The sequence below is a fragment of the Actinoplanes subglobosus genome, from assembly GCF_042650585.1.
GTDB lineage: Bacteria > Actinomycetota > Actinomycetes > Mycobacteriales > Micromonosporaceae > Actinoplanes > Actinoplanes subglobosus.
In genome coordinates this window covers 369,718-390,339 of sequence record NZ_JBHSBL010000024.1, presented here as the reverse complement: position 1 = coordinate 390,339, position 20,622 = coordinate 369,718, and the positions used below count along the sequence as shown (strand labels likewise).

Sequence of the window (20,622 nt, the reverse complement as noted above, 5' to 3'; positions counted from 1 at the left end):
GTCGTTTCCCTCCGTCTCCGACGTTAGGACGGTCGCGTCGGGCCCGGCAGGACACTTGGTCTCCTTCAGGGGGTCCGACGGTCCCGGGTCCTCGACGTCTCCGCCGGCGGCGCGGCCAGCCCGGCCAGCCGCCGCCGGGCCGCACCGAGACTGCCGTCGGCGATCCCCAGCATCCTCGCGAGGAACTCGCAGCGCAGATCCGGGTCGTCCGCCAGCTGATCACGCAGGCCGGAGGCCCGGAACTCGACCGCGGACAGATCCTCACCGGCCACTCCCCCGAAATCCCAGTGCCGCGACCGGATCAGCGCCGGCCAGCCGACGAACTCACCACACCGGTCCACGACGACGTCACCACGGCCCGGGACATGCAGATCGAGCAGTACGTGCCCCGACTGCACCAGCCACAGCAGGTCGGCGGGAGCGTCAGCGTGGAACAGGCGATGCCCCCGCCCGTACTCGACGGGCCGGGCGTGCGCGGTGAGCCGCCGCAGCCAGGCCGCCGGAAGGTCATGCAGCAGCGGATGCATCACGAACATGTCGAAGGTGGTCAGATCTCGCATAGCCGCCTCACCAGATCCCAGACGTTTCTCCCGTCACCCTAGAAACGCCGCCGCCCGTCCGGCAGGGCCGGACGACCCACCGATGGGCGCCGCCCGAAGTGGGCTATGGACGGGCGTGGGCGCCGTCGCGGCGGCGTCGCCACCAGCCGCGGTGGGGGGCCGACGACGGTGTGGAGTCGTCGGAGACGAGAGGCAGGGTCAGGGCCACGCGGGCGCCACCCCACTCGTTGCGGCCCACCGTGAACGAGCCGCCCGTGTCGGCGGCCAGGCGCTGGGCGATGTCCAGGCCCAGGCCGGTGGAGTCGGCGTTGCTGGCGCCGCGGGCCAGCGCGCCCTCCGGGTCGGCGAAACCGGGGCCGGCGTCGTCGACGGTCACCGTTGCCGCGTCGGCGGAGCGGGTGACGGTGACCCGGCACGCCGCGTCCTCGCCGGTGTGGTGGAAGACGTTGCCGAGCAGGACGTCGAGGGCTTCGGTGACCCGTGACCAGGCGGCCGGCACGGTGATCCCGGCCGGCGGTGGGTCGGCCTGCCAGGAACGGCCCTGGTCCTCGGCGAGGGCGCCCCAGAATCCGGTCCGGTCGGCGACCACCGCCCCCAGGTCGCAATGCAGCCGGGGCCGGGCGGCGAGCGGACGGCCGGCTTCGCTGATGACCGCGCTGATCTCGTGTTCGAGGCGGTCGACGACGCGCAGCTGACGGTCCCGGTCGTCGCCGGCGGGCAGTCCTTCGGCGTTGAGCCGCAGCGCGGTCAGGGGGACCCGTAGCCGGTGGGACAGGTTCGCGGCGAGCGCGCGTTCCTTGGCGAGCAGTTCCAGGAACCGGTCGGCCAGCAGGTTGAGCGCCGAGCCGACCTCCTCGATCTCGCGGGGGCCGCTGGGGCGTACCCGAGCATGAAGTTGACCTCCTCCCAGGCTGGTCGCGGTGCGTGCCAGGTCGCGGGTGGACCGGACGATCCGGGCGGCGAGCCGGTCGGCGAGGAACATGCAGAGACCGACGAGGACGACCGCCTCCAGCAGGAGCACGAGGATGGCGGTGCCGACACCGGCGCGCAGGGACGTCTCGGGGACGTAGACCTCGATGACCGCGATGAGGCCCTGCGGCAGGGCGACCGGCCGCAGGTAGACGCGCCCGCCGTCGATGCCGATCGTGCCGGCGGTCTCCCGGTCGCGGACCTGGGCGACGGCGCCGTCGCCGGCCCGGGTGACGCCGACGGTGCCGAGGGTGGGCAGGTGGGCGGCGAGTTCACCGTTCTGCCCGGCGCGCGTGCTCATGATCGAGTTGAGGACGAGTTCGCGGTCGGTGGCCACCACGACGACCGCGGAGAGTCCGAGGGCCTGGCGTTCGGCCTCGCGCATGGCACGGTCCTGGACGGCGCTGTGCACCAGCAGCGCCAACGGGATCACGAACGCCAGCGCCACCAGGGTGGTGACGGCGAGGGCGACCAGTACGTAGCTTCGTCTCATCGGACCGCCGACCATAGCCGGACCGGGCGCACCCCACCATAGGGAGGGGTACGCCCGGCGAGCGCTGATCAGAACGTCAGTGCCCAGGAGTTCAGCGTTCCGGTGTCCCCCGAGTAGAGGTCGCGGACCCGCAGTTTCCAGGTGCCGGACGCCTGCTCGGCGGACGCGTCGACGGTCTGGCCGACCTTGACGTCGTCGGCGCTGTCGAAACGGCTGGACTTCTTGATCCGGTAGGCGGTGCCGTCCGGGGCGATCAGGTCGATCTCCAGGTCGCCACGGAACCCGTGCCGGATGTCGACGTCGACCTTGAGCGTGGCCGGCGCCGGGCCGGTGCGCTCGACGGTGATCGGCGACTCGATCGCGGAGCGGTCCCGGATCGCGAAGTCGGCGGTGTTCTCCACCCGCGTCGAGGCCGTCTCGGCCGGTGCCTTCACCCCGGTCAGGGCCCAGGCGGCGTGCGCGGCGACGTCGGTGTGCGCGTCGAGGGCGTCGTAGTCGACGTTGGTGGCCCCGTCACAGCCGGAGTGGTAGCACGGGTCGTACGGCTGCCCGGCCTGTCCGTCCCAGAGGTCGGCCTCGGCCTGGGTCATCGCCGGCGCCAGGCTGAGGGTGGCGGTGCCACCGGTCGGGATGCCCGCGGCCTTGAAGGAGGCGTGGTCGGAGCGGCCCTTGATGTCGGTGGACAGTGACTCGATGCCCTCGGCGGTGAACCCGGCCTTCAGCGCGGCGGCGATCGCGGTGCCCCTGGTGTCGTCGCCGTAGACGAAGTAGCCGGGGTTCGGCGATCCGATCATGTCGAAGTTCAGGTACCCGGTGATCTTCGCGCGCTCGGCGGTGTTCAGCGAGGACACGTACGCCTTGGATCCGACCAGGCCCAGTTCCTCGGCGCCCCACCAGCCGAACCGGATGCCCTTGTCACCGTTGGCGCCGGAGGCGGCGTAGGCCAGCGCGACCTCGAGGATGCCGGCCGAGCCGGTGGCGTTGTCGTTGATCCCCGCACCCTGGGTGACGCTGTCCAGGTGCGCCCCGAGCATGACGACCTTGTTGGGGTCGCCACGCCCGGGCAGATCGGCGATCAGGTTGTAACCCGTCTTGCCGCCGTGGGTGAACTGCTGGACGCGAGTGGTGTACCCGGCCGCGTCCAGGCGCTGCTTGAGGTAGTCGATGGAAGCCTGGTAGCCGGTGGTGCCGTGGGCGCGGTTGCCGTTGTTGGCCTTGGCGATCCGGGCGAACTCGTTGATGTCGGCGCGGAGGGCGGCGGCGTCGATGTCGGCGGCCTTCGCGGTGGTGGCGGCCGGGCTGGGGGTCGCGGCCGGGCTGGGGGTGATCGACGGCGACGCCGAAACGGGAGGCGTCGCCGTGGTGGCCGATGGGGTCGGCTGTGGTGCGGCCACCGCGCAGGTCGGGTCGCCCTGGGCGGGCACGCTGACGGCGTCCCAGGCGGCCTTGATCGCGGTGAACTCGGTGCAGCTGTTCGGGTGCAGCGCGAGCGTGGCGTCCAGGGTGGCCTTGCGGGCCTTGCTGTAAGTCCAGCCGGACGTCTTGCGCAGCAGCGCGTGGTAGAAGATCTCACCGGCCGGCCACAGCCCGATGCCGGTCACCTTGGAGCCGTTGCAGGTGGTACTGGCCGGTTTGCCGGCCGGCGCCGAGCCCTCGGCGGCCAGGTAGAACCAGTGGTTGAGCGGGCCGGCGGCGGAATGCACCTCGGTCGTCGGGATCTTCGTGGACCAGCAGTTCGGGTCGCCGACGGCCGACGGGTTGAACATGTTGCGGATCGGGCCGCGGCCGGAGAGGTTGACCTCCTCGCCGACGAGGAAGTCGGCCGGGTCGTTCGGGTTCGCGGCGAAGTGCTCGGCCAGGGTGCCGAAGATGTCGCCGGTCGCCTCGTTCAGGCCGCCGGTCTCGTTGGTGGTGCCGCGGCTGCCGCCGGGGGTATGGCAGAAGACGCCGTGGCCGAGCTCGTGCGCGACGACGTCGACCGAGTTGACCTGGCGGGCTCCGTCGCTGGTCCGGCCGTACTTCGTCTGGTCGCGGCTGGCGTCTCCCGTACCGGCGCAGCTGTAGAAGGCGTTGACGTCGGTGAGGCCGACGAACATCGTCGCGGCGCCGCCCTTGCCGTCGATGCCGTTGCGGTTGAACTTGGCCTTCAGCATGTCCCAGAGGACGCCGCCGGCGTACTGGGTGTCGACGCCGCCGGTGGCGATGTCGCTGCCGGTGCCGTTGCCCCACTTGTCGTCGGCGTCGGTGAGGATCTTGCCGGTGGTGTCGTTCATCGTGCGCATGTTGCCGCGGGCCGGGTCGCGCATCTCGAAGCCGCCGGTGCCGGTGGTGGTGCCGATGGTGACCTGACCGCCGTAGTGGCCCTGCCCGGTGCCACCGGTGATCTCGTCCCAGGAGCCAGCGTACTTACCGGTCCGCGCGTCGACGTAGGCGTGGGCCCGGCTGTCGTCACCTTCGATGACGACCTCCCAGACCAGGCGGTCCTTGCCCTCCGCGGCGACGATGCCGAGCTTCGGCTCGCCGGCGACCGTTCCCGGGTGGATCAGCAGCGAGACCTTCTCCGCCTTGGCCGCGGACACCTTGGGCGTCGTGGCCACCTCGACCGAGCCGGTCGTGGTGCCGCCCTTCACGGTCCCCTTGGCGTCGGTCACGACGACCACGTCGCCGCCGACGAAGACCGGAAGATCCTTATAGGTACGGGAGTAGCTGACGTAGTTCAGGCCACGCGTCGTGGTGGTCACCGACTGGCGGGTGTACGTGGCGTCCGGGTCCTTGGTGAACCCGGTCGACGTGCCGGTCACGTACTGGTCGGCCGCGGCCGCGGAGCTGACCGCGCCGCCGTCGGAGAAGTCGGGCTCCGGGATCTCGCCGGTGCCGGAGTATCCGGCGCTGTACGCCGCCCCCAGGCCGAGCATGACCAGTGTGGCGCTGCTCAGCGCGGTGACGCGCAACGCCCTTCTGCTGCGGGAACGCCTCACTGACGATCCTCCCAAGACTCTCAGTCGATCTCTGTGTGCCGTGGGAGTCTCGCCGTGCTTGCCTTAAGGGCACCGGAAGGATTGCTATCGGCCCGGTAACGACGATCGATGTGCGGGCCGGATCAGGATCCGTACTCCTCGATGACCTGCGCTGCCGGGCCGCCGCTCCAGTAGGCGGTGATGACCGACGTGTGCCCTGGCCCGGACAGCCGGGCCACGACGACCGTGTCGCTGCGGCGGGCGCCGGTGGCGGTGTAGCCGGGCAGCGGGTCGGCGTCGACGATGTCCACCCGGGTCGACGAGAAGGCCACGATGATCGACCCGCCGTCGGCCGACACCCGGTAGCGCGGCCGCCGGTCCTCCACCGACGGTGACGGCTCCACCGACGGCGTCGGCGACGGCGACGGCGGTGGCTTGGTGGTGACGGTCCGGGCCGGGGTACGCGACGGTTTCACCTTGGACGGGCTGGCCGACGGGCTCGGCTTCGGTGAGGGGGACGGTGGCGGCTCGGTCTCGGCCAGCCCGAATCGGATCTCGGTGTACCGCCGGTTCACGTCGATGGCGACCGGTGGCTCGTCGGTGAGCGCGGGGGCCACGCCGAGCCGCACCCCGAACCAGGAGACGGTGACCGCGGTGACCGTCACAGCGAGCCATCCCGCGACATATCTCCAGCTCCGGCTCATCGGAACATTCTGCATCACCGATACGCTGGCGCAATGCCCCAGGTGCTGGTGATCGAGGACGACGTCGACGTCCGGGAAGCAATCGGCCGGTTACTCACAGCAACCGGCCATGAGGTGCGGCTGTGTGCCACCGCCCTCGACGGCCTGCGTGAGGTCGCCGCGCGCGAACCCGACATCGTGGTGCTCGACCTCGGGCTGCCCGACCTCGACGGGGCGGCGGTGCTCAGCCGGATCCGGCTCACCTCGCAGGTGCCGATCGTCGTGGCGACCGCCCGGGAGGCGGAGAGCGAGATGATCCGGCTGCTGCGGGCCGGAGCCGACGACTACGTGGTCAAGCCGTACTCGGCGGAGCAGATCGAGGCCCGGATCGCGGCGATGCTGCGCCGGGGCCGCGGCACCACGGCCAACGGGATCACGGTCGGCGGGCTGACGCTCGATCCGCAGGCGCGCACGGCCTCGCTCGACGGCGTGCCGCTGCAACTGTCGCGGCTGGAGTTCGACCTGCTCGCCTACCTGATGGAGCGGGCCGGGACGGTGGTGTCGCGGCAGCAGCTGCTGGGTGAGGTGTGGCCGGAGAGCCGGTCGCTGGAGACCGTCGACGTGCACGTGACGTGGCTGCGGCGCAAACTCGGTGAGCGGGCCGCGCAGCCCCGTTACCTGCACACCGTCCGCGGGGTGGGGATCCGGTTGTCCGCGCCCGGTCAATGACGGCGTTTGTCAGGATCGTACCGGCGCGCTCCTTGATAATCGGAGTCTGTGCGCGGCAGCCGACCTGATCCGGATCTCCTTCAGCAGTGGGTCTGCGAGGAGGGTGTGCCGCCCGCGCGGGTGGGTGCCCGGCTCGGGCTGAGCCGGGCCGTCGGCTACGCGTGGCTCCAGCGTTACGCCATCACCGCCGGCGGGCCGCGGACCACCCAGAACGCCCTCGTCGGCCGCTGGTCGTCGGGCACACCGATCGAGGCGCTCGCGGCGGAGCTGGGTCTGTCGCCCGCGGCGGTCGACGAGCGCCTGAGCGCGGCCGTCACCCGGTCCCGGCGTTACCACCCGCTCGGCGGCCCGGACGACCCGCTGCCGCCGGACCTGCTGCGCGACCTCTACGTGCGCCGCGGCCTGCCGGTCCGGGAGATCGCCACCCGGACCGGCGCCACCGACCGGCAGGTCCGCTACCGGCTGTCCCGGTACGGCATCGCCCGCCCCGGTCGCCCGGATCCTTGTCAGGACACCGTGGCTCGCGCCCGGGCCGCGATCCTGCGGGCCTCCGCCACGGTCGCCCGGACCCGGACCATTCTGGCGGCGACCCGGGCCACCCGGTCGACCCGCCGATCGCCGTCTCAGGGGAAGTGATGTCACGGACACCTGTGGGGCGCATCCTGATCCTGCCGATTGGCGAGACACCCGGGAGATCGTCGTGACAGTCCTGCTGATCGCCGAGGATGACGAGGACATCGCGGCGCTGCTGCTCCGGATGTTCCGGAAGACCCCCTTCACGGTGTCACGCGCCCGCGACGGCGCCGAGGCCCTCGAAGTGATCATGGAGGCACCGCCGGACGTGCTGCTCACCGACATCGGGATGCCGCGGATGGACGGTTGGGAGCTGATCCGCGCCGTCCGCGCCGGCGATCGGTCGGCCGAGATCCCGATCGCGGTGATCAGCGGGCAGCTGCACCCCGGCGACCCGCGGGCCGGTTCGAACGGCGTCTGCGCGCTGCTGACCAAGCCGTGCCCCAACGAGCAGGTGCTCAACGCCGTCGAACGCCTCGCCACGCTCGGCCGCCACTCGCACACGACCACCGTGACGGCCTGCCAGGAGCTGCACCTGATCCCGCAGTGACGATCAGTCGCCGGACGGCAAGTGATTCACGCCACCCTCAGTTTTGTTGATCATTCAACATCCGCGGACGATGCTGGTCCGTGAAAGTTCAACAAGCTTGGGGGTACGCGATGACGGCGCACATTCGCACGCAGGTGACGGTGCCGTTACGGTTCCCGGACGGATACTCGACGTCGGCCCGGGTCTTCACCTTCACCGGCCTGTCGGACGGCCGGGAACACCTCGCCCTCGGGCTCGGCGACTGGCGCGCGGCGGCCGCCGGTGACGCGACACCCCTGGTCCGGCCGCACAGCGAGTGCCTGACCGGCGACGTGTTCGGCAGCGAGCGCTGCGACTGCGGCCCGCAGCTGCGCGAGGCCGCCGAGCGGATCACCACGGCCGGCGGTTTCCTGCTCTACCTGCGTCAGGAGGGCCGCGGCATCGGGCTGTACGCGAAACTCGACGCCTACGCTCTCCAGGACACCGGCCTCGACACCTACCAGGCCAACCTGGCGCTCGGGCACGGCGAGGACGAGCGCGACTACACCGCCGCGGCGCAGATGCTCACCGCCCTCGGCGTGAGCCGGATCCGGCTGCTCAGCAACAACCCGGACAAGGCGGTACAGCTCGGCGCACTCGGGGTGCGGGTCACCGACCGGGTCCCGACCGGCGTGCACCTGTCCGCCGCGAACGCCCGCTACCTGACCACCAAGCGCGACCACACCGCGCACACCCTCGACCTGCCGTTGACGGCGATCGCGTCATGAGCGTCGCCGACCACTTCTGGCTCAGTGAGGCGATCCGGGTGTCCCGGCTCGCACCGCGGGTCACCGACCGGTATGCGGTCGGCGCGGTGATCGTCGGCGGCGACGGGTCGGTGCTGGCCACCGGCTACACCGGCGAGACGCACCCGCACCACCACGCGGAGGAGGAGGCGCTGGCCCGGCTCGCCGGCCGCCCGGTTCCCGACCTGTCCGGCGCGACCCTCTACACGTCGCTGGAGCCGTGCACCGCCCGCCGGTCCCGGCCGGCGACGTGCAGCCGGCTGATCCTGGACGCCGGTGTCGGCCGGGTCGTGCTGGCCTGGCGGGAGCCGATCCTGTTCGCCGACTGCGACGGGGTCGAGACGTTGCGCCGGCACGGCGTCGAGGTACTCGAACTGCCCGAGCTCGCCGATCAGGTCCGCGCCGTCAACAGTCATGTCCTGCTGCCCTCCGCCCGGCTGGAGATCATCGGATGAGCCCGAGCCGTACCGCCCTCGCCGACGCGCTGATCCCCGGCGCACACCCGTTCCAGCAGCACCTGCACCGGGTGGCCGCCCTCGACCGGCCGCACCGGGCATGGACCCCGGCCGACGGGCCGATCCCCGCGCTCTACCTCAGCCACGGCGCGCCGCCGACCTTCGAGGACCCGGCATGGATGACCGAGCTGCACACGTGGGCCCGCGACCTGCCCCGGCCGACGGCGATCCTGATCGTCAGCGCCCACTGGGAGTCCGCACCGCTGGCCCTGTCCGGCAGCTCCGGCACCGAGCTGGTCTACGACTTCGGTGGCTTCGCCCCGCTCTACTACCGGATGCGCTACGACACCCCGGACGCCGGCGACCTGGCCCGGCAGGTGCGGGCGCTGATCCCGCAGACCGTCCACGAGAACGCGGGCCGCGGGCTGGACCACGGCGCCTGGGTGCCGCTGAAGGTGATGTATCCGGAGGCCGACATCCCGGTGCTGCAGCTGAGCATCCCGACGCACGACGCGACGACGCTGCTCGGCCTGGGTGAGCGGCTGCGGCCGTTGCGGGAGCAGGGTGTGCTGGTGGTCGGGTCCGGGTTCATGACCCATGGGCTGCGGTTCATCACCCGGGCGATGCTGGCGGGCGAGGTGCCGGGCTGGTCGGCCGACTTCGACGCGTGGGCCGCCGACGCCCTGGCCCGGGGGGACGTCGACGAGCTGGCCGCCTTCCGGGACCGGGCGCCGGGTATGCCGTACGCGCATCCGACCGTCGAGCATTTCACCCCGCTGTTCATCACGCTCGGTGCGGCCGCCGACCCGACGGCCGGGGTGACCACGGCGATCGACGGGTTCTCGATCGGCCTGGCCAAACGCTCGTTCCACACCGCCTGAGGACCACGCCGTGACCACCGACCCGCACTGGCTGAGCGACACCGAGATGGGCGCGTGGCTCAATCTCGCCCAGATCCTGATGCTGATGCCGACCGCGCTCGACCAGCAGCTCCGCGAGGACGCCGCCCTGCCGCACACGCATTACCACATCCTGTCGGCGCTGAGCAGCCGCCCGGAACGCGCGATGCGGATGACCGAGCTGGCCCGTCAGGCCGGCACCACCACGACCCGGCTCTCGCACGCCGTCTCCACGCTGGAGCAACGCGGCTGGGTGGCCCGGCGTGCCTGCCCGACCGACAAGCGTGGCCAGATCGCCCACCTGACCGACGCCGGTTTCGCCGTCCTGGCGGCGGCCGCGCCGGGTCACGTGACGGAGGTCCGCCGCCTGGTCTTCGACCACCTCAGCGACGAGGACGTGGTCCGGTTGCGCGCCATCACCGCCAAGCTGCTGCCCACCCTCACCGGCGACACCTGACCCGCCTTCTCAGGATCACCGCGCGGCCGCCGATCGGGAGGGGTCGACGGTGGGAGGTGCGGTGACGGCGTTGCCGGTGTTGGCGGTGATCTTCGCCGCGGCTGTCGTGATCTCGGTGTCGGTCGGCGTGCGGTCCTGGCGGCGCCGGGCCGAGGCGGCCGGGTTCGGCGCGATCACGGTGCTGGCCGCGGGTGCCGGCTGGTGGTCGGCGCTGTCGCTGACCGGGCTGTTCGCCCGCGAGCCGGACACCGTGCTGTGGGTGCTGTCCCTGGCGTACCCCGGCATCTTCGCTCTGGTCGCCGGGTGGTGGGCGACCTCACGCGCGCTCACCGACCGCTCGTGGCGCCTTCGTCGCGGTTCGGCCGCACTGCTCGCGGTCGAACCGGTCCTGACCACGGTGGCGCTGGCGTCGAACCCGTGGCATCACCTGTTCATCGACCACCTGAGCCCGACCGGTGTCGACGGAGTGCTCAACGCGGTGTTCGGGCCGCTGTTCTGGGTCCATGCCGGCTACAGCTATCTGATGGTGGTCCTGTCGGGGATCACGATATTCCGGATGTACGCCCGCAACCCTCGTCGCTACCGCGGTTACCTGCCGGCCGTCCTGGCCTCCCTGCCGTCGTTCGCCATGAATGTGGCCGGTTCGCTGTCCGGTGGCAGGCTGGTCGATCTGACACCGATCGGGTTCGCGCTGGGAGCCCCGGTGATGTACTGGGTGGTCCGTCACGGGTCGGCTCCGGCCTCCGCACCGGTCACCTACCGGGAGCTCATCCGTACCATGTCCGACCTGGTCGTGGTGGTGGACGGCCGGAGCCGGGTGGTCGACCACAATCCCGCCGCGGGCCGCCTGCTGGCGCTGCTGGAACGGGACGCCGCCGAGATCTTCGGCGAGCTGCCGGCCGAGGACGCCGAGTTCAGCGTCACCGACATCGCGGGGACCGGCATCGATCTGAGCGTACGGGTCAGCGTGCTGGACACCTCCGCCACGCGCCTGCTGGTGGCCCGGGACGTGACCGAGCAGAACCGCCAGCGCCTGGCCCTGGAGGAGGCGAACGACCAGCTCCGTACCCAGCTGGAGATCATCGAGATCCTCCGCGGTGATCTGGCCGAGCAGGCGGTGCGTGACGAGCTGACCGGCCTGCACAACCGTCGTCACCTGATGGCCGAGCTGACCGCGCGGGTGGAGACCGGGCGCCCGCTGTGTGTGGCCCTGATCGACATCGACCATTTCAAGCAGGTCAACGACCGGTACGGCCACCCCGGCGGCGACGAGGTACTGAGGCGGGTGGCCGGCGTGCTGGCGACGGCCGGCCTGGACGGTGACGTGGTGGCGCGTTACGGCGGTGAGGAGTTCGCGCTGGTCCTCGACGGTGCGAACGTGCCCGAGGCGACGGCCCGGATCGAGGCACTGCGCCGGCGGGTGCAGCAGACGCCGGTGCGGTTCGGTGGAACCGACATCGCGGTGACGTTCAGTGCCGGTGTCGCTGAGGCCGCGGGGACCGGCGATGTCGGCGCGCTGATCAGCGCCGCTGATGTGGCCCTTTATGCGTCGAAGGCGGACGGCCGTAACCGGGTCACGGTCGGCCGCTCCCCCGCGGAGATCGGGACATAGAAATTCATTATTGACTTGCTGCCGTGACGGTCGTAATTTTCATCGGCAACAAGGTTTAATGAAAAGTATGCTCCTTCCCCAGGGAGGTCTGCGCCCATGTCCATCGGTAAACGCCTGTTCGGCGGTGCCGCGGCGACGGTTCTGGCGGCCGTCGGTGTGGTGGCACTGAACGCCGGCACCGCCTCCGCCGCCGACTGCGGCTACCTGTTCGACGACTTCCACTACACCTCCTCCGCCGACCCGGCACTGACCGCCAACGGCTGGACGCCGCGCAGCTACCAGGGCGGACCGGGTGTCCCCGGCGCCAACTGGTCGCCGAACGCGATCACCTTCCCGACCAACGCGGGTCAGAAGGTGATGCAGCTGACCGCGTCGACCGACGGCACCGCCGCCGGAACCAGTCACGCCGAGCTCTACTCCACGCAGAAGCGCTACCTGGAGGGCACCTACGCCAGCCGGGTCCGGTTCACCGACACCCCGGTCAGCGGCAACGACGGCGACCACATCAACCAGACGTTCTTCACCATCAGCCCGCTCAACGGCGACCTCGACCCGACCTACAGCGAACTCGACATCTCCGAGTACCTGCCGAACGGCGGCTGGGGTGAGACCGGGCCGATCAACTACCAGACGACGTGGTACACGTACCGCAACGAGCCCTGGTTCGCCGACAACCTGCACTCGGAACAGCGGTCCAGCCTCGACGGGTGGCACGACCTGGTCGCGCAGGTCGCCAACGGCCACGTCGTCTACTGGATCGACGGCGTCCAGGTCGGTGACCACGGCGGCAAGTACTTCCCCCGCCAGACGATGACGATCAACTGGAACCTGTGGTTCATCGACACCGCCACCCACACCGGCGGGCAGTCCACCTACATCGAGCAGGTCGACTGGGTGCTGTTCGCCAAGAACCAGGTGCTCAGCCCGGCCCAGGTCAGCTCGCAGACCGCGTCGTACCGGACCGCCGGCACCCGCTTCACCGACACGGTCGCCACCTCCGGCCCGTGCACCAACCCGTCGCCGTCGAACCCGTCGTCGCCGACACCCTCGACGCCCGGCTCGCCGTCACCGTCGGTCCCGGCCGGCAACTGCTCGACCGCACCGAACTGGCAGTTCAGCTCGGTCTACACCGGCGGAAACACCGTCAAACACGAGCGGAGCCGGTACGGCGACCCGTCCGGCCCCAAGTCGGGCGACGGCGTGCACCTGTGGAAGGCCAGGTACTGGACGCAGGGCTCGGAGCCCGGCTGGACCGAGCAGTGGCAGGACCTCGGCCGCTGCTGATCAGCCGATGGGTGGGGTTGTTACTCGCTGACGGCGGTGTAGCGGCCCCACTCCTCCTCGGCCTGCACGTCGTCGACGTCGACGGTGACGCCGGGCAGGTCGTCGACCAGCCGTTGCGCCAGCTCAGGCGACAGGAAGTGATGGTTGAGGACCAGCTGCTCCAGGTGGGTGAGCGGCTGACCGGCCAGCAGCGCCTCGGCTCCGGCGTCACCGAGCGCCCCCAGCGACAGGTCCAGCACCCGCAACCGGGCGACGATCGGGGCGGCGGCGACGGCGGCCGCGACCTGGTCGGCGATCTCGGCGTTACGCAAGGCGAGGCGGCGCAGGGCCGGCATCGGCCGCCCCGCCAGGATCGGCGCCAGATCGCCGAGATCGGCGTCACCCCGATACCGCGCGACGCCCAGCCACAACTCCAGCTCCTCCATCGCGGGCAGATCACACGCGCCGAGCCCACGGACCACAGTGGCGGGCAGCCCGCCGGACTGCAGGACCAGCTCGCGTAACCCCTCGTGGCGCACCGGGCGCAGCACGAGACCCTCGGACCCCCGCACCCACAGATGCCGCAGATCCGGAAACGTCTCCAGCAACGGCGTGATGTCGCCCTGCCTGATCCAGGAGATCTCGCAGTCCTCCGACGACATCTCACCGATGAACAACGCACGCAGCGCACCGAGCCGGCCCGCGTTGCCGGTGAGCAGGCCCACCGGGAACGGCTGCCGATGGGGCTCGCCCCAGTCGCCGACGATCAGCGCGACGGGACCGCCCTCGCCGGTGACCTCCAGCATCTCCTCGAAGACCTCGGTGAGCCGCTCGCGCCCGTAGTCGTCGTTGATCCACCAGGCCACCGCCGCCGGGTCCTCCGGCACACCCCAGTCCCAGCGGTGGACGGGCAGTCCCGCGAACGTCTCCACATAGTCATGAACGGACACGGGGAGACGGTAACGAAAAGGGCGGCCGTTCACCGGCCCGTCAACAGATCCTCGCGTGGCGGGATCCACGGGGCGGGCAGCTGCGGGCACTCGTCCTCACCCGGCCCGACCCGCACCTCGGCCATCCCGAGGCCGGTCTCACGGTCGTACCGCAGATCACCGACGACCCACCCGGCACCGTCCGCGACCGCCCACGGCGCCCGGGCGAACTGCAGCAGCGCGTCGACCGCGCACCAGTCGCCGACCAGCCCCGGCAACAGCCCGGCCGGAAGCGCCAGCTCCCCGGCCCAGGCGATCTCGGCGGTCGCCGGCTGCGCGACCGGAACGAGCGGCGCGGTCCGTTCGGCGCCCGACGGGAACAGCTCCGCACACCGCTCGGCGGAGATCCACCCGGGCGCCAGCGAATGGAACCCGCGACGGAGAACGTACAGCTCAGGGGTGGTCTGCACGGCCAGCAACTCCCGGCACACCGGGTTGGCCGGCATCGGGGTCAGCACCACGTCCAGGGTCCGGGCCTGCGGGAACCGCTCGGCGAGCAGCGCCTCGATGCGGCTCTCGGCGGTCCGGCTGGTGAGCACGAAGGTCGCGGTCAGCGCCAGCCAGGCGACGATGCCGGCGGCCAGCGCCACCCGCGCCGGAGCCCATCGGCTGAGCGCCGCGAGGCCGGCGACGAGGACGGTCAGCAGGGCGGCGAAGCCCAGCGGTACGAACCCGGTGAACCAGCTCAGCCCCAGCCCGGCCGCCAGCACCACCGCGATCAGGACCCGCCCGGTCCGGCCCGGCAGCACGAACAGCAACGTCGCCGCGCACGCCCACAGCAGCGGCTCGACGATGAACACCGCGTCGCCGTAATACCAGTGGTCGTCGACCGGCCAGAACGGGTGCACCCCGTAACTGTTGGTGAAGTCGAGCCCGATGTGCAGCAGCGTCGCCAGCACCGACAGCCCGGCCAGGAACCCGATGTCGGCCGCCGACGGCGTCACCTTCCGTCGCCACCACCACAGCCGCACCGCCGCGAAGAGCAACAACGACAATCCGAGCGCCCCGGGTACGGTGTGCGTGTGCCCGCGGTGGTGCAGCAGGTAGTCGAGCGTGCTGCCGGCCCAGGTGGTGTAGACGACGTCGGCGTCCGGCAGGTTGCCGCCGACGGCCATCACGGTGATCGCGACGGTCCGGCGGGTCCGGTCGCTGAGCACCGCCGACGGCGGAACACTCCGGTGGACAGTCTCAGCGACAAGAACGCTGATCAGCGTGTGCGTCAGATTGTCCATGTCCGGTGATCCTAGTTCCGCCGGTGATCACACCGTTGACGCGGCCGTGTATCACTGGCGGATGGACTCGACGCGGATGACGCTGGGCGTGACCGACCCGTTCACGAACGCCCACGAGATCCACGGCCGCCTCGGCGACCTCACCGACCGGCTCGCCCAGGCGTCGGCGACGGTGCAGACCCTGGAGCTGTACGGCCACTTCGCCCTGACCCGGCCATTACGTCTGCCGCGGCTGCACAGCCTGTCGGTGATCCTCGACGACGAAGTGACCGGGCCGAACGTACCGTCGCTGGATCCCCGGACCGTGACCTGCCTGCTCTCCGGCGACCTCCCGGCCGTCACCGACATCTGGCTGGCCCTGCGCTCCTACGACGGCGACCCGATCCGTTACCGGCTGCCCGCCCTGTTCCTGGCCGGTGCCGGCGTCCCGGTCCTCGCCCGGTTCGAGGTGGACGCGGCGGCGCTCGCTGACGGCGAGGCCGACCGGCTCCGCGCCAGCCCGCTGTCCCGCCGGGCCCGGCTGGTCATCGATCCGGGTCGCTGAACCCGGTCCAGCGGAAGGCGGCGGCCGCCTGCGTCGCGCCCTCCCGCAGGTAGAAGCGGTGCGCCTCGGTCCGGCCGAGACCCGACTCCAGGAAGACGTAGTCGGCGCCGTGCTCGTCGGCCCACCGCCGCGCGGCCGTCAGCAGAGCCGTGCCGACACCGCGGGACCGCCATCGCGGGTGCACGGCGAGATCCTCGATCGAGGCGCGCCGGCCGAACCGCACCGACAGGATGTCCCGGTAGACACTGGCGACGCCGACCACCTCGCCGTCTTCGGCGCGGGCCGTGAACAGCGCGACGTCCTCGTCACCGAGCAGGGCTGCGGTGCGGGCGACGGCACGGTCGTGGTCCCAGCCGGGTGGCCGGCTGCCCGGCGGCGCGAACAGCCACTCCAGGCCCGTGACGAAGTCGGCTTCGCGGCCCGGTTCCACCCGTACGATCGCGAAATCCATCGGTGTCAGGCCCCCGCGGCCTCGCGCTGGATCTGCGGGAACTGGGCGGCCATCGCCTCGGCCAGCGCGTTCGCGCCGGAGAGCGGGCGGACCATCACCATGATGTCGTCGATCTTGCCGTCGTCGTCCAGGTGCAGGAAGTCGCAGCCGGTCAGGGCCTTGCCGTCGACCTCGGCCTCGAAGACGAGCGCGTGGTTGCGGCCGTCGGCGATCTCCCGGACATAGCGGAAGTTCTCGAAGACCCGCATGGCGCCGCGCAGGATGGCGGCGGTCAGAGCCTTTCCGGGGTACGGCTTGAAAGCGACCGGACTGGTGAAGACGACGTCGTCGGCCAGCAGACCTTCGATCGCGTCGGTGTCCCGGGCCTCGACCGCCTGACGGAACGGGTGCATACGTCCTCCTCGAAGATCAACAGCAGTGGTCCACCGGCGACCCTAACCCGACGCAAGACCAACTCGCCGCCATCGGTTCGATCCTTCGCCACCCACGGGCGGACCGCTCGCCACTGACAGCCGGATCGCTCGCCGCCCGGCAGCCGGATCACTCGCCGCCGCCTGCGGCGAATCAACGGGGACGGCTCGGCGCACCTCAAGGAGCGGCGGTGACCGGCTGCCGCAGCCCGACCCACTGCTCGGCGTCCCAGGCGTGAAACCGTGCCACCTCACTGAAGCCCAGCTTCGCGGCCAGCCGCATCGAACCGGTGTTGGCGCTCTGGGTGGTGAGCACCACCGCCTCGCCGGGAAGGGCCCGGCCCAGCCAGTCGAGAGCCGCCGCGCACGCCTCGGTGGCATAGCCTGCTCCCCAGGCCGCAGGCAGGAACAGGTAGCCGAGATCGGCCTTCCCCTCGGCAGCCGGAACCCGGTGGTTGCTCGCCCGCCTGAGCAGGACCTGCCCGATCATCACCCCGTCGAGCTCGACGACGAAGCTGCCGACCCACCGCCCCGGCACCGCGGGCATCTCCCGCTCGACCTCGTCCCGCGGCCGGGCCCCGCCAAGGTAGGCGTGCACCTCCGGCGACGCCAGCAAATCAACGAACGCCGTCCGGTCCCGGGCTTCGGCCTCCCGAAGCACGAGCCGCTCGGTCCGAATCGGTGCGGGCGGCCAGTCAAGCCCCAGAAGTTCCATCACGGCGGCCAGCCAATCAGGACATCCACCATCATTCAAGACCCACCGACTCTCACCCAGCCCGCCCCGGAACCTGTCATCGCCCGCGTCACCAGCCCACCCAGCACTTGTCGCGCGCTCCGACCCCAGACACCCCATCGGCCGATCGTCGGCCACTATCGACTGAGCCGCCGAACGTCCCCGGAAGGGGTCTGTGAATCTCTGTCGGTGGGCGTCGGCCCGGAACGCAGGAACGTGAGAACGGCCAGAACCCTCCGGTGTGTCTCATCTGTCTGTGGGAGACCGAGCTTCTGCAGAATGCTGCGAATGTGTTTGGCCACCGACGCCTCGGCCAGGGTGAGTCCGGTGGCGATGGCCAGATTGGAACGACCCTCGGCGACAAGGGCCAGCACCTCCCGCTCACGCACGGTCAGCGCCGCGAGCGGGTCTCGACGGCGCCGCAGCATCTGCCGAACCACCTCCGGATCGACCACGGTGTCACCGTCGACGACCCGACACAGGGCGTCGACGAACTCGCTGACATCTCCGATCCGGTCCTTGAGCAGGTATCCGAGATGCGTACCGTCACCGGCGTCCAGCAACTCGGTCGCGTATCGCGCCTCCACATACTGACTGAGCACCAGGACCGGCAACCGTGGTCGTTTCCGCCGCAGCTCCAGGGCGGTCCGCAGACCCTCGTCACGGAACCCGGGCGGCATCCGCACGTCGGTGACGACCACGTCCGGCGCATGAGCGGCGACGGCGTCGCGCAGCCCGTCACTGTCACCGACCGCCGCGACCACCTCATGACCGAATCTGGTCAGCAGCCCGGCAAGACCGTCACGCAACAGGACACTGTCCTCGGCGAGCACTACCCGCAAGCCTGGCATGGGATCTCCACGATCACTCGGGTCGGGCCGCCCAGCGGGCTGGACATCGACAGTCTGCCACCGACCACCGACACCCGGTCGGCGAGACCGAGCAGCCCGGTCCCGGCCTCGATGTCGGCGCCGCCGCTGCCGTCGTCGGCGATCTCGACGGTCAGCGTCCGCCCGGCATAACCACCGGAGATGGTGCCGCGGCCGGCGCCGGAGTGTCTGGCCAGGTTGGCCAGCGCCTCCGAGACCACGAAATAGGCCGCCGACTCCACGGCAGCGGCAAACCGCTGGGACACGTCAAAATCGACCTCGATGGGTACGGGACACCGATCCGCCAAGTCGGTCAGGGCGGCCTCGAGCCCGAAGTCGGTGAGAACGGGTGGATGGATGCCGCGGATCAGCTCCCGTAGCTCGACCAGGGCGAGTCCGGCCTGGTCGTGGGCACGCGCCAGCTGCTCGGCCAGCGGCCCGCCGGCGGCGTCGAGCCGGGCCACGCCGAGCATCACGCTCAGGGCGACGAGCCGCTGCTGGGCGCCGTCGTGCAGGTCGCGCTCGATGCGGGTGCGCTCGGCCTCGAAGGCGTCGACGAGCCGCACCCGGGAGCGGGTCAGCTCGATCACCCGCTGATCGAGGTCACGGCGTGGGGAGAGCACGGCCCGGGCCAGAACCGCGCGCAGCCGGGCCAGCAGAACCAGACCACAGGCGCAGGCCACGGCGGCGAACAGCCCCGCCGAACAGGCCAGCAACGCCTCCGCCCACGACGTGACCGGGTAGGCCTTGAGCACATTGACCTGCTCACCGTCACCGATCGTGCCGAACAGCACGGGCGTGGCCAGCAGTGCCGCCGGCACCGTCACGCCCAGAGTCACGGCCAGCAGGTCGACCGGCCACAGCACGGTCATCAGCAGGCCGGCGAAGCCCAGCTCCCGCCAGGTGCCCGGCTCGGTGTAACGGGTACGCAGCCAGGACGACAGCCCTGGCTCGGGTGGCACGCGGTGCCGAGGTGGGAGCGGCCGGGTGTCGATCAGCCGCTGGAGCCGCCGCTCGATCGCTGCCACCGGCAGCCCGATCAGGGCCAGCCCGGCCAGCAGCGGCAGGCCCACGACAACAACCGCGAGGACTCCCCCGGCAGCGAACAGCAGCACCGACACCAGCAGCGTGAGCAGGCCGGTGACGGCATTCGCGAGCAGGTAGAGACCCGCTTTCGGGACGTCCGGGAAGCGCATGGCGGCCACTGTAAACGGTATAGCCAGCACTACCTTGAAGAGTAAATCCAGTGGGGCTGTGCCCGGGTTCGGCGGGCGGCAGGGTTGACGCATGACCCGTGACGCGATCCGCCTGCGCCAGGTCGTCCGGAGGTTCGGCTCCGGCGACGCCGCGGTGACAGCCCTGCACGACTTGACGCTCTCGTTCACCGCGGGCACCTTCACCGCCGTCATGGGTCCGTCCGGGTCCGGCAAGTCGACGCTGTTGCACTGTGCCGCCGGCCTCGACCGGCCGACCTCCGGTTCGGTGCTTCTCGGCGAGACCGATCTGACAGCGCTCGACGAGACCCGCCTGACCCTGTTGCGGCGCGACCGGATCGGTTTCGTGTTCCAGTCGTTCAATCTGCTGCCGACGCTGACCGCCGAGCAGAATGTGGCTCTGCCACTGCGCCTGGCCGGCCGCCGCCCTTCCCGCGGCGAGGTCCGCGCGGTGTTGTCGCGGGTCGGTCTCTCCGACCGCGCCCGGCACCGCCCGCAGGAGCTGTCCGGTGGCCAGCAGCAGCGGGTCGCGATCGCCCGCGCCGTGATCAGCCGTCCCGAGGTGCTGTTCGGCGACGAGCCGACCGGCGCCCTCGACTCGTCGACCGGCCGCGAGGTGCTGCGGATGCTGCGCACTCTGGTCGACGACGGCGGCCAGACGATCGTGATGGTCACCCACGATCCGGTGGCAGCCGCCCACGCCGACCGGGTGGTGTTCCTGGCCGACGGTCGCCTGCACGGCACTCTCGACACACCATCGGCGTCGGCGGTGGCCGCCCGGATGACCCGGATGGAGGCTACCGCGTGCTGACGGTGACGTTGAGCAGTCTGCGATCACGCTGGACGACACTGGTCGGCACGTTCACAGCGCTGGCGCTCGGTGTGGCGTTGATCGCCACCATGGGCCTGGCCTTGGCCGCCACACTGCACGCAGCCCCTCAGGCCCCTGCCCGGCTGGCAGGCGCCCCGGTGGTGGTCCGCGGCGCCGACCACCTCCGCGTCCCGTCACGCATCGGCGACCGGCTCCAGCCGCTGGCCCAGCCCCACCCCGTGCCACCGGCAGCAGCCGCCGCCCTGTCCCGGGCCGCACCCACCGTTGCCGACCGCGCCTTCCCCGTGTTCCCCATCGTCCTTGCCCCCTCCACCGTCCTTGCCCCCTTCAGCGTTCCTGCTTCCCCCACCGCCGTCACTTCCCCCACCGCCGTTACTCCTGCTG

22 protein-coding genes and 1 pseudogene are annotated in these 20,622 nt (G+C 71.1%); 12 read left to right on the top strand and 11 right to left on the bottom strand.

Features of this window, described 5'->3' with window-relative positions:
* Positions 1–65: 65 nt before the first annotated feature.
* The 4 genes from ACFO0C_RS35945 to ACFO0C_RS35930 form a co-directional block, all read right to left on the bottom strand.
* Positions 66–560 carry a Crp/Fnr family transcriptional regulator gene (locus ACFO0C_RS35945; protein ID WP_378071233.1) on the bottom strand — a complete coding sequence of 165 codons (495 nt, stop codon included), beginning with the start codon at positions 558–560 and terminating at the stop codon, positions 66–68.
* 103 nt (positions 561–663) lie between these two features.
* The gene (locus tag ACFO0C_RS35940; protein WP_378071232.1) at positions 664–2,022 is read right to left on the bottom strand and encodes a sensor histidine kinase; all 1,359 of its coding nucleotides are present in this window, start codon (positions 2,020–2,022) and stop codon (positions 664–666) included.
* Positions 2,023–2,090: 68 nt separating this feature from the next.
* Positions 2,091–4,937 (bottom strand): M28 family peptidase, encoded by a 2,847-nt coding sequence (locus tag ACFO0C_RS35935; protein WP_378071516.1) that lies wholly within the window; start codon positions 4,935–4,937, stop codon positions 2,091–2,093.
* Positions 4,938–5,122: 185 nt separating this feature from the next.
* On the bottom strand, positions 5,123–5,683 hold the full coding sequence (locus tag ACFO0C_RS35930; protein WP_378071231.1) for a hypothetical protein: 561 nt from the start codon (positions 5,681–5,683) through the stop codon (positions 5,123–5,125).
* Positions 5,684–5,725: 42 nt separating this feature from the next.
* Here ACFO0C_RS35930 and ACFO0C_RS35925 point away from each other — a divergent pair, with 42 nt between their 5' ends.
* From ACFO0C_RS35925 to ACFO0C_RS35885, 9 genes are all read left to right on the top strand, one after another.
* Positions 5,726–6,391 (top strand): response regulator transcription factor, encoded by a 666-nt coding sequence (locus ACFO0C_RS35925; protein ID WP_378071515.1) that lies wholly within the window; start codon positions 5,726–5,728, stop codon positions 6,389–6,391.
* A 48-nt stretch (positions 6,392–6,439) separates the two neighbouring features.
* Positions 6,440–7,027, top strand: a complete 588-nt coding sequence (locus tag ACFO0C_RS35920) for a hypothetical protein (protein ID WP_378071230.1) — start codon at positions 6,440–6,442, stop codon at positions 7,025–7,027.
* A gap of 64 nt (positions 7,028–7,091) precedes the next feature.
* Positions 7,092–7,514, top strand: coding sequence for a response regulator (locus tag ACFO0C_RS35915; RefSeq protein ID WP_378071229.1), 423 nt, complete (start codon positions 7,092–7,094; stop codon positions 7,512–7,514).
* A 110-nt stretch (positions 7,515–7,624) separates the two neighbouring features.
* Positions 7,625–8,260 carry a GTP cyclohydrolase II gene (locus ACFO0C_RS35910; RefSeq protein WP_378071228.1) on the top strand — a complete coding sequence of 212 codons (636 nt, stop codon included), beginning with the start codon at positions 7,625–7,627 and terminating at the stop codon, positions 8,258–8,260.
* The gene (locus ACFO0C_RS35905) at positions 8,257–8,733 is read left to right on the top strand and encodes a deaminase (protein WP_378071227.1); all 477 of its coding nucleotides are present in this window, start codon (positions 8,257–8,259) and stop codon (positions 8,731–8,733) included. The genes ACFO0C_RS35910 and ACFO0C_RS35905 overlap by 4 nt, the downstream gene beginning before the upstream one ends.
* Complete coding sequence (locus ACFO0C_RS35900; RefSeq protein ID WP_378071226.1) at positions 8,730–9,614, top strand: dioxygenase family protein; 885 nt, start codon at positions 8,730–8,732, stop codon at positions 9,612–9,614. The genes ACFO0C_RS35905 and ACFO0C_RS35900 overlap by 4 nt, the downstream gene beginning before the upstream one ends.
* Positions 9,615–9,624: 10 nt before the next feature.
* Positions 9,625–10,089: a MarR family winged helix-turn-helix transcriptional regulator gene (locus ACFO0C_RS35895; RefSeq protein WP_378071225.1), complete on the top strand. Its 465-nt coding sequence runs from the start codon at positions 9,625–9,627 to the stop codon at positions 10,087–10,089.
* 61 nt (positions 10,090–10,150) lie between these two features.
* Positions 10,151–11,701, top strand: a complete 1,551-nt coding sequence (locus ACFO0C_RS35890; protein ID WP_378071224.1) for a histidine kinase N-terminal 7TM domain-containing diguanylate cyclase — start codon at positions 10,151–10,153, stop codon at positions 11,699–11,701.
* Positions 11,702–11,797: 96 nt separating this feature from the next.
* Positions 11,798–12,985 (top strand): glycosyl hydrolase, encoded by a 1,188-nt coding sequence (locus ACFO0C_RS35885; protein ID WP_378071223.1) that lies wholly within the window; start codon positions 11,798–11,800, stop codon positions 12,983–12,985.
* Positions 12,986–13,005: 20 nt separating this feature from the next.
* Here ACFO0C_RS35885 and ACFO0C_RS35880 read toward each other — a convergent pair whose 3' ends face one another.
* Together ACFO0C_RS35880 and ACFO0C_RS35875 are read right to left on the bottom strand one after the other, a co-directional pair.
* Positions 13,006–13,914 carry an STM4015 family protein gene (locus ACFO0C_RS35880; protein WP_378071222.1) on the bottom strand — a complete coding sequence of 303 codons (909 nt, stop codon included), beginning with the start codon at positions 13,912–13,914 and terminating at the stop codon, positions 13,006–13,008.
* A 29-nt stretch (positions 13,915–13,943) separates the two neighbouring features.
* Complete coding sequence (locus ACFO0C_RS35875) at positions 13,944–15,185, bottom strand: metal-dependent hydrolase (protein ID WP_378071221.1); 1,242 nt, start codon at positions 15,183–15,185, stop codon at positions 13,944–13,946.
* 61 nt (positions 15,186–15,246) lie between these two features.
* On the opposite strand from ACFO0C_RS35875, the gene ACFO0C_RS35870 reads away from it, so the two are divergent.
* Positions 15,247–15,729 (top strand): hypothetical protein, encoded by a 483-nt coding sequence (locus ACFO0C_RS35870; RefSeq protein WP_378071220.1) that lies wholly within the window; start codon positions 15,247–15,249, stop codon positions 15,727–15,729.
* Here the strand turns inward: ACFO0C_RS35870 and ACFO0C_RS35865 are convergent.
* From ACFO0C_RS35865 to ACFO0C_RS35845, 5 genes are all read right to left on the bottom strand, one after another.
* Positions 15,710–16,180 carry a GNAT family N-acetyltransferase gene (locus ACFO0C_RS35865; RefSeq protein WP_378071219.1) on the bottom strand — a complete coding sequence of 157 codons (471 nt, stop codon included), beginning with the start codon at positions 16,178–16,180 and terminating at the stop codon, positions 15,710–15,712. The genes ACFO0C_RS35870 and ACFO0C_RS35865 overlap by 20 nt on opposite strands.
* Before the next feature lie 5 nt (positions 16,181–16,185).
* Positions 16,186–16,572, bottom strand: coding sequence for a nuclear transport factor 2 family protein (locus tag ACFO0C_RS35860; protein WP_378071218.1), 387 nt, complete (start codon positions 16,570–16,572; stop codon positions 16,186–16,188).
* Positions 16,573–16,768: 196 nt separating this feature from the next.
* Entirely contained in the window at positions 16,769–17,251 is a 483-nt protein-coding gene (locus tag ACFO0C_RS35855; RefSeq protein WP_378071217.1) for a GNAT family N-acetyltransferase, read from the bottom strand.
* A gap of 209 nt (positions 17,252–17,460) precedes the next feature.
* On the bottom strand, positions 17,461–18,174 hold the full coding sequence (locus ACFO0C_RS35850; protein WP_378071216.1) for a response regulator: 714 nt from the start codon (positions 18,172–18,174) through the stop codon (positions 17,461–17,463).
* Positions 18,156–19,388, bottom strand: coding sequence for a sensor histidine kinase (locus tag ACFO0C_RS35845; protein WP_378071215.1), 1,233 nt, complete (start codon positions 19,386–19,388; stop codon positions 18,156–18,158). Before ACFO0C_RS35845 ends, ACFO0C_RS35850 begins: the two co-directional genes overlap by 19 nt.
* Positions 19,389–19,479: 91 nt before the next feature.
* Here ACFO0C_RS35845 and ACFO0C_RS35840 point away from each other — a divergent pair, with 91 nt between their 5' ends.
* Together ACFO0C_RS35840 and ACFO0C_RS35835 are read left to right on the top strand one after the other, a co-directional pair.
* Positions 19,480–20,217 (top strand): ABC transporter ATP-binding protein, encoded by a 738-nt coding sequence (locus tag ACFO0C_RS35840; protein WP_378071214.1) that lies wholly within the window; start codon positions 19,480–19,482, stop codon positions 20,215–20,217.
* Positions 20,211–20,622, top strand: a pseudogene (locus tag ACFO0C_RS35835) (hypothetical protein); the annotation flags it as partial. The gene ACFO0C_RS35840 and the pseudogene ACFO0C_RS35835, both read left to right, overlap by 7 nt.